At 68.7% G+C, this 7,350-nt stretch carries 5 protein-coding genes and 1 pseudogene; 1 reads left to right on the forward strand and 5 read right to left on the reverse strand.

Annotated elements, in window-relative coordinates:
* Both CQZ88_RS30890 and CQZ88_RS32290 read right to left on the reverse strand, forming a co-directional pair.
* Nucleotides 1-254: pseudogene (locus CQZ88_RS30890) on the reverse strand (hypothetical protein); the annotation flags it as partial.
* Between the two features lie 616 nt (nucleotides 255-870).
* Nucleotides 871-1,383 carry a transposase gene (locus CQZ88_RS32290; RefSeq protein ID WP_306430601.1) on the reverse strand — a complete coding sequence of 171 codons (513 nt, stop codon included), beginning with the start codon at nucleotides 1,381-1,383 and terminating at the stop codon, nucleotides 871-873.
* A gap of 431 nt (nucleotides 1,384-1,814) precedes the next feature.
* Here CQZ88_RS32290 and CQZ88_RS11600 point away from each other — a divergent pair, with 431 nt between their 5' ends.
* On the forward strand, nucleotides 1,815-2,042 hold the full coding sequence (locus CQZ88_RS11600; RefSeq protein WP_102799770.1) for a hypothetical protein: 228 nt from the start codon (nucleotides 1,815-1,817) through the stop codon (nucleotides 2,040-2,042).
* 52 nt (nucleotides 2,043-2,094) lie between these two features.
* On the opposite strand, the gene dnaE is transcribed toward CQZ88_RS11600, so the two are convergent.
* From dnaE to CQZ88_RS11615, 3 genes are all read right to left on the reverse strand, one after another.
* A complete protein-coding gene (gene dnaE, locus CQZ88_RS11605) occupies nucleotides 2,095-5,631 on the reverse strand; it encodes a DNA polymerase III subunit alpha (RefSeq protein ID WP_006933439.1) in 3,537 nt (1,178 codons plus the stop codon).
* Nucleotides 5,632-5,732: 101 nt separating this feature from the next.
* Nucleotides 5,733-6,656, reverse strand: coding sequence for an EamA family transporter RarD (rarD, locus tag CQZ88_RS11610; RefSeq protein ID WP_006933438.1), 924 nt, complete (start codon nucleotides 6,654-6,656; stop codon nucleotides 5,733-5,735).
* Nucleotides 6,657-6,702: 46 nt separating this feature from the next.
* Nucleotides 6,703-7,266, reverse strand: coding sequence for a LemA family protein (locus CQZ88_RS11615; RefSeq protein ID WP_029544161.1), 564 nt, complete (start codon nucleotides 7,264-7,266; stop codon nucleotides 6,703-6,705).
* Nucleotides 7,267-7,350: the final 84 nt, after the last annotated feature.

A 7,350-nucleotide genomic window follows, 5' to 3' on the forward strand; every position in this document is an offset into this window, starting at 1 on the left:
CAGATGCACCGACACCCGCGACGGACCCGGGCCAGGGTCAGCCGGCCCGGAGGCCGCGGTCGCTCCCAGGGTCGGCGCAGGTCCTCGGCCAGGGGCCGGGCGAGCCGCAGCTGGGCATGCGCCACGATGACGATCCAGGTCCAGCGATCGGCCGTCTCGGGACGGCGGATCGTCGGCGCAGTCCACTCCGACGCCTGCTGGAACTTCTTCGAAGGTGTGCACGAGGAAAGAAGCGGCGCAGAAACATCTGCCACAGTCCGTCGACGTGGTCACCTCCTACGGTGGGGTCCGAGTACCACAGCCATACCGGGGCCGGGTGCCGGTTCCGGGCAGATGGCCGACGGTCAGTGGGATTACCGTGCCCTCGACGATCGGCAGTGCTCCGGGATGCTCGGCCCACACCCCTTGGTGGATGAGCCTCGGGTTCAGCTGATTCCATGCGGAGGCCGTCGCCGTTCCGTACCGGCCGGTGACCGTGCTCGTGGTGGCCGCGGGTGTGGGCCAGCTGCTCAGGTCGGCGAACCGGAACTGCGGGCCGTGCCGGGGTGGCGCCGGTGCGGCCCGGCGGCAGCGCCGGGAAGCACGACACGCGGTCCCCGCGCATTCGGCCCAGGATCCACCCCGGAAGGTCGGTGAGGGCGACCGCCAGCCGAGGCAGGTCGTAACCAGCGTCGAAGATCAGGAGGATGTCCGGGTCACCGTCGCGGTGCTGCCCGGCCGCTCGCAGACGCTCGACCACGCTGCGCACTTGTCTTGCGGTGACGAGTGTTTCATCGTCGTCCGGCTGCAGGCGGACTGCGTCGAACACCGCCGTCCACGAGGTGCGACCCGGCTCGAGCGCGGCGACGAACGAGTACTGCCGGCCGGGGATCAGCTGCGCCCGTCCCGTGCCGCGCCCGTACACGTGGCGGAACGTACGCTGTGGGCTCGTCGGGCATCCGGGCGCGGCCAGGCCCTGACATCGACGGCCAACACGATCGCGCCCTCGCGGTCGCGTGGGATCGACTCGGCGGCAATCATGTTCCGTAGACGATCGATGTCGAATCCGCCCAGGCCGTCGTACAGGGCGCCGTGACCGCGACGGCGTTCGGGTGTCAGGGGCAACTTGACGAGGGTACGGACCGCACCGCCGGAACACAGCACCGCGTCAGTCAACTCGAACAATGCGTCACGACGAGTGGTCAGGCAGTCGTAGAACCGGCCCCGGAACGCCGCCAGGTCGATACGCGTATCGATTGCTCGGCTGCTCGCCGACGGCCCGCACGTCGGGCACACTGATGCCCACGGCCACCATGTGTCCTCGTCTCGGATGTTTCTGTGGAAGGAACCCCAAGATGATCGGGTGGTAACCGTCGCGAGTCGCCGCGACACGCCGAACAACACCGGCCCCTACAGTCGCAGCAGGTCGCCGAGGTGAAGAATCGAGCTCAGAGTGCATCCGAGAACGCTACGAGCCGGTGGCGAGGCATGTGAAGTGTGGGAACAGGTGAACTCCTGGTCAGTCAAGAGTGCTTACGTCACGACCCGACCAAGAGTTCACTGGCCATCATCGCTCATCGCGCCGTGCCCGTCATGCCCCACCCCGGACACGACCCCCGGACACCAGTGCGCGGTGTACCGTCGTCGTCGCTCACCGACGCCCAGTGGGCGCTGCTCGAGCCGCCCGTGCCGCCGCCGGGCAACATCGACGGCGAGGGCGACGACCCGACCGCCGGGACCCGGCGTCACCGCGCCGATCGGCAATGTTCGGTAGACCGAAAACAAGTCTGCGAGTAGCCTGGCGGACGGGTTCCCCGAGGCGCACGGAGGTCGAGATGACGACGATGGATTCGCCCACCCCCACCCGCCGCCGGCCCGCGTCCGTCGACGTGGCCGGAAGCGCATGGCCGCTGTACAAGCTCGAGGCACTCGTCGCGGCCGTCCTGGTCCTCCTGGCGCTGTTCGCGATCACCGCGGATGCGCAGACCGCCGTGCTCACCGCCGCCGCGACCGCCACCGTCGTCTGGTGGGCCCGCCTGCTGCACTACCGCCGCGACACCTGACCGCAGCGACACCCGACCGCAGCGTCGTCCGACTGCAGACACCGTCGGCGGGTCAGGTCGCCAGGCAGGCCGGCCCGAGCAGAGCCTTGAGATCCCCCATCAGCGCCGACGACGGCTCCACCCGCAGGCTGTCGTCCACCTTCAGCACGGTGACCTTGCTGCCGGAGATCAGCCGGACGTGCACGTCCGAGGTACCGGGGTGGCGGGTGAGCACGCTCTTGAGCGCCCCGACCTTGTCGGGGGTGCACAGCCGGGTCGGCATCGACACCGACAGCGGCTTGGCCACCCCGACCTGCGACAGGTCGGGCACGGCGAGATCGTTGGCGATCAACGAGATCCGGTCGTCGCGGATCGACACCCGCGCCTTGACCAGCACCACCGAGTCCTCGACCACGTCCATGCCGTACACCGAGTAGGACTGCGGGAAGAAGAGCACCTCGATGCCGCCGGCGAGATCCTCGAGCTGCGCCGACGCCCAGGTCAGACCGTTCTTGTTGATGCGGCGGTTCACCGACGCGAGGATGCCGCCCACGGTGACCTGGGTGCCGTCCTTGATCGCGCCCTCGAGGATGGTCGGGATCGCGGTGTCCGACTGCTGGGCGAGCACGTGCTCGACGCCGTTGAGCGGATGCCCGGACACGTACAGGCCCAGCATCTCCCGTTCGAGGGCGAGCTTGTGCTTGGTATCCCACTCCTCCTCGGGGATCTTCACGTTGAACACCGAGGTGACCGACTCGTCGGCGTCCGCGCCGCCGAACAGGTCGAACTGCCCGATCGCCTCGGCCTTCTTGGTGCCCATGACCGCGTCGATCGCGTCGGCGTGGACCAGCATCAGGCCCTTGCGGGGATGGCCGAGCGAATCGAACCCACCGGCCTTGATCAGCGACTCGGTGACCTTCTTCGAACATGCGAGCGCATCGATCTTGTTGAGGTAGTCGGAGAAGTCGGTGAACCGGCCCTTCTCCTCCCGCGCCCGGATGATGGACGCCACAACGTTGGTACCGACGTTGCGCACCGCGCCGAGGCCGAACCGGATGTCCTCCCCCACCGACGCGAAGTCGACCCGCGACTCGTTGACGTCGGGCGGCAGCACGGTGATGCCCATCTTGCGGCAGTCCGACAGGTAGACCGCAGCCTTGTCCTTGTCGTCGCCGACGGACGTGAGCAGGCCCGCCATGTACTCGGCGGGGTAGTTCGCCTTGAGGTACGCCGTCCAGAACGAGACGAGGCCGTACCCGGCGGCGTGCGACTTGTTGAACGCGTATCCGGCGAACGGAAGCACCGTGTCCCACAATGCGGTGATCGCGGGCTGGGAGAAGCCGTTGTCGAGCATGCCCTTCTGGAAGCCGCCGTACGCCTCCTCGAGGATCTCCTTCTTCTTCTTGCCCATGGCTCGCCGTAGCAGGTCTGCCTGTCCGAGCGAGTAACCGGCCACCTTCTGAGCGATCTGCATGATCTGCTCCTGGTAGACGATCAGGCCGTAGGTGTCGGCCAGGATGTCCTTCAGCGGCTCCTCGAGCTCGGGGTGGATCGGCTTGACCTCTTGCCGGCCGTTCTTGCGGTCGGCGTAGTCGTTGTGGGCGTTCATGCCCATCGGGCCGGGCCGGTACAGCGCGAGCACGGCGACGATGTCCTCGAAGCCGGTCGGCTGCATCCGGCGCAGCAGATCGCGCATGGCGCTGCCGTCGAGCTGGAACACGCCCAGGGTGTCGCCGCGGGCCAGCAACTCGTAGGTGGGCGGATCCTCGAGCGGCAGCGTGTCCAGGTCGAGGTCGATGCCGCGGTTGTTCTTGATGTTCTCGATCGCGTCACCGATGACGGTGAGGTTTCGCAGACCGAGGAAGTCCATCTTCAGCAGGCCGATGGCCTCGCACGACGGGTAGTCCCAGCCGGTGATGATCGCGCCGTCCTGCGCCCGCTTCCACAGCGGGATGGCGTCCATCAGCGGCTCGGAGGACATGATCACCGCGCAGGCATGCACGCCGGCGTTGCGGATCAGGCCCTCGAGGCCGAGCGCGGTGTCGTAGATCTTCTTCACGTCCGGGTTGGATTCGATCAGCGCCCGGACCTCGGCGGCCTCCTTGTACCGCTCGTGGTTCGGGTCGGTGATGCCCGACACCGGAATGTCCTTGGCCATGATCGGCGGCGGCAGCGCCTTGGTGATCTGGTCGGCGATCGCGAAGCCCGGCTGGCCGAACTGCACGCGCGCCGAGTCCTTGATCGCGGCCTTCGTCTTGATGGTGCCGAACGTGATCACCTGGGCGACCTTGTCGTTGCCCCACTTCTCGGTCGCGTACCGCACCATCTCGCCGCGGCGGCGATCGTCGAAGTCGATGTCGATATCGGGCATGGACACGCGCTCGGGGTTGAGGAACCGCTCGAACAGCAGGCCGTGCGGGATCGGATCGATGTTCGTGATGCCCATGGCGTAGGCGACGAGCGAACCGGCGGCCGAGCCTCGACCCGGACCGACCCGGATACCCACCTCGCGGGCGTGGTTGATCAGGTCGCCGACGACGAGGAAGTACGCCGGGAAACCCATCTCGCAGATCACGTCGATCTCGTAGTCGGCGCGGCGCAGGTATTCGTCGGGCGCGCCGTTCGGGAAGCGGCGGTCGAGGCCGCGCATGACCTCCTTGCGCAGCCAGCTCGCCTGCGTCTCCCCCTCGGGCACGGGGAAGATCGGCATGCGGTCGCGGTGGGTCCATACCTCCTCGTAGGACTGCACCCGCTCGGCGATGAGCAGCGTGTTGTCGCACGCGCCGGGCACCTCGCCGTCCCACAGCGCCCGCATCTCCGCGGCGGACTTCAGGTAGTAGCCGTCGCCGTCGAACTTGAAGCGGGTCGGATCCGACAGCGTCTTGCCGGTCTGGATGCACAGCAGCGCCTCGTGGTTCTCGGCGGCATCCTTGGTGACGTAGTGGCAGTCGTTGGTGGCCAGCGGCGGGATGCCGAGCGTGCGGCCGATCTCGAGCAGGCCCTCCCGGACGCGGCGCTCGATGGACAGGCCGTGATCCATCAGCTCGAGGAAAAAGTTGTCCTTGCCCCAGATCTCCTGCCACTTCGCGGCCGCCTCGAGCGCCTCGCGGTCGTGGCCGAGACGCAGCCGGGTCTGGATCTCCCCCGACGGGCAGCCGGTGGTCGCGATGATGCCCTCGGCGTGGTGGGCGATGAGGTCCTCGTCCATCCGGGCCCACTTGCCGAGCTGGCCCTCGATGGAGGCGAGCGAGGACAGCTTGAACAGGTTCCGCAGTCCGGTGGCGTTCTCGGCCACCATCGTCATGTGCGTGTACGAGCCGGAACCGGAGACGTCGTCGGACTTCTGGCTCGGATCCCCCCACTGCACGCGCTTGGTGCTGAACCGCGACTCCGGGGCGATGTAGGCCTCGATGCCGATGATCGGCTTGATCCCGAACTTCGTCGCGGCGTTGTAGAACTCGCTGGCGCCGTACATGTTCCCGTGGTCGGTCATCCCGACCGCCGTCATCCCCAGCCGCTCGGCCTCCTTGAACAGGGGACCGACCTTCGCGGCGCCGTCGAGCATCGAGTACTCGGTGTGGTTGTGCAGATGAACGAACGAGTCAGCCACGCGTGCCTCTCCCGGAAGGTCTGTGAGCATCCCGAGTGTAGGCCTCCCCGGCGACGGGATCGGACCGCCACACCGGCGCCGGCGGCGAGTCGTGACCGGTGTTACTCCGGTGTACTCGAGGTGACCGGTTCGAGGCGTCCGCGCGCCGTGCGGGCCCGCAGAACGGCGTCGACGGTGAACACCGCCAGCGCGGTCCAGATCAGCCCGAAGCCGATCCACCGCGAGGCGGGCATGTCCTCGTGCAGCACCAGCACGCCCCACGCCATCTGCAGGCCGGGGGTCAGGTACTGCAGCATGCCGAGGGTCACCAGCGGCACCCGCTGGGCGGCCGCCCCGAACAGCAGCAGCGGCAGTGCCGTGACGAGCCCGGCCGACACGAGCAGCAGCGAGTGCCCGGCCCCGTGGCCGGTGAAGGTGCCGGTGCCGGTGACGGCGAGGAAGACCAGGTAGCCCGCCGCGAACGGCACGGCGACGATGCCCTCCCCCGTCAGCGACGTCCGCGGATCGAGCGGCACGATCTTCTTGACCACCCCGTACAGCGCGAACGAGAACGCCAGGGTCAGCGCGATCAGCGGCGGCCGGCCGTAGTCCACGGTGATCACCGCCACCGCGGCGGTCGCCACGAACAGGGCCGCGACCTGGGCGCGGCGCAGGCGCTCCCGGAAGAACAACACCCCGAACAGCACGCTGACCAGCGGGTTGATGAAGTAGCCCAGCGCGGTCTCGACCACCCGGCCCGACACGACGCCGTAGATGTACGTACCCCAGTTGACGGCGATGGCCACCGACGCCGCCGCGACCAGGGCCCACACCCGCACGCCCAGTCCCCGCAGCGAGCCGAGCCGGCCGAGCACGGCGAGCAGCAGCAGCATCGCCAGCAGCGTCCACAGCACCCGGTGGGCGAGGATCTCGACGGGTCCGGCGGGCTCGAGCAGCCCGAAGAACGCCGGGAAGAGTCCCCACGTCAGATAGGCGCCGAGCCCGCACACGATGCCGGCGTCGAAGCGCGATGCGGTGCTGCTCACCGCTCAACGGTAGGGCCCGGTGGCGCGACCGCGCGCGCCGGGTGGATCAGAACGACACGGTCGGCGGCAGTTCCGTGCCCGCCGGAGCGGTGTAGAACTCACGCTCGCGCACACCCGCCGGTCCCGCGAAGAACATCCACGGGATCGTCTTCAGCGACGTGTTGAGCCGGCCCGCGGCGTCGTTGTAGTACTGGCGGGCGAAGGCGAGCTGGTCCTCGGTCTCGCCGAGCTGGCGCTGCAGATCCAGGAAGTTGGCCGATGCCTTCAGGTCCGGGTAGTTCTCGGCGACGGCGAGCACGTCGAACACCGCCTTCTCGAGCCGGGCGTCGGCCTGGGCCTTCTCTGCGACCGTGCCGCCGGAAGCCGCCCGCGACGCGGCGGTGCGCGCGGCGGTGACCTCCTCGAGCACGCTCTTCTCGTGCGCCGCGTAGCCGCGCACCGTCGCCACGAGGTTCGGCACCAGGTCCGCGCGCCGGCTCAGTTGCACGTCGATGCCGCCGAGGGCCTCCTGGGCCAGCACGTCGGCGCGGCGCAGCCGGTTGAAGCCGACCACGAACACGGCACCGAGCACCACCATCAGCACGACGACGATCACGATTGCGGTCACCATGGAGCCGCCCTCCTTCCGTAGCCCGGCACCGGTGCGGACGCGCCGGTGCCTCGTTCACCGCGGCGATCGGTCACCACGAGCCGC

The sequence above is a fragment of the Rhodococcus sp. ENV425 genome (assembly GCF_002887785.1).
GTDB classification, from domain to species: Bacteria; Actinomycetota; Actinomycetes; order Mycobacteriales; family Mycobacteriaceae; genus Rhodococcus; species Rhodococcus aetherivorans.

What these genes read in the sequence shown, in the direction of transcription:
- CQZ88_RS11615 (WP_029544161.1), bottom strand. Translation starts at nt 7,266, where the DNA reads ATGGTGACCGCAATCGTGATCGTCGTCGTGCTGATGGTGGTGCTCGGT.
- CQZ88_RS11600 (WP_102799770.1), top strand. Translation starts at nt 1,815, where the DNA reads ATGACGACGATGGATTCGCCCACCCCCACCCGCCGCCGGCCCGCGTCC.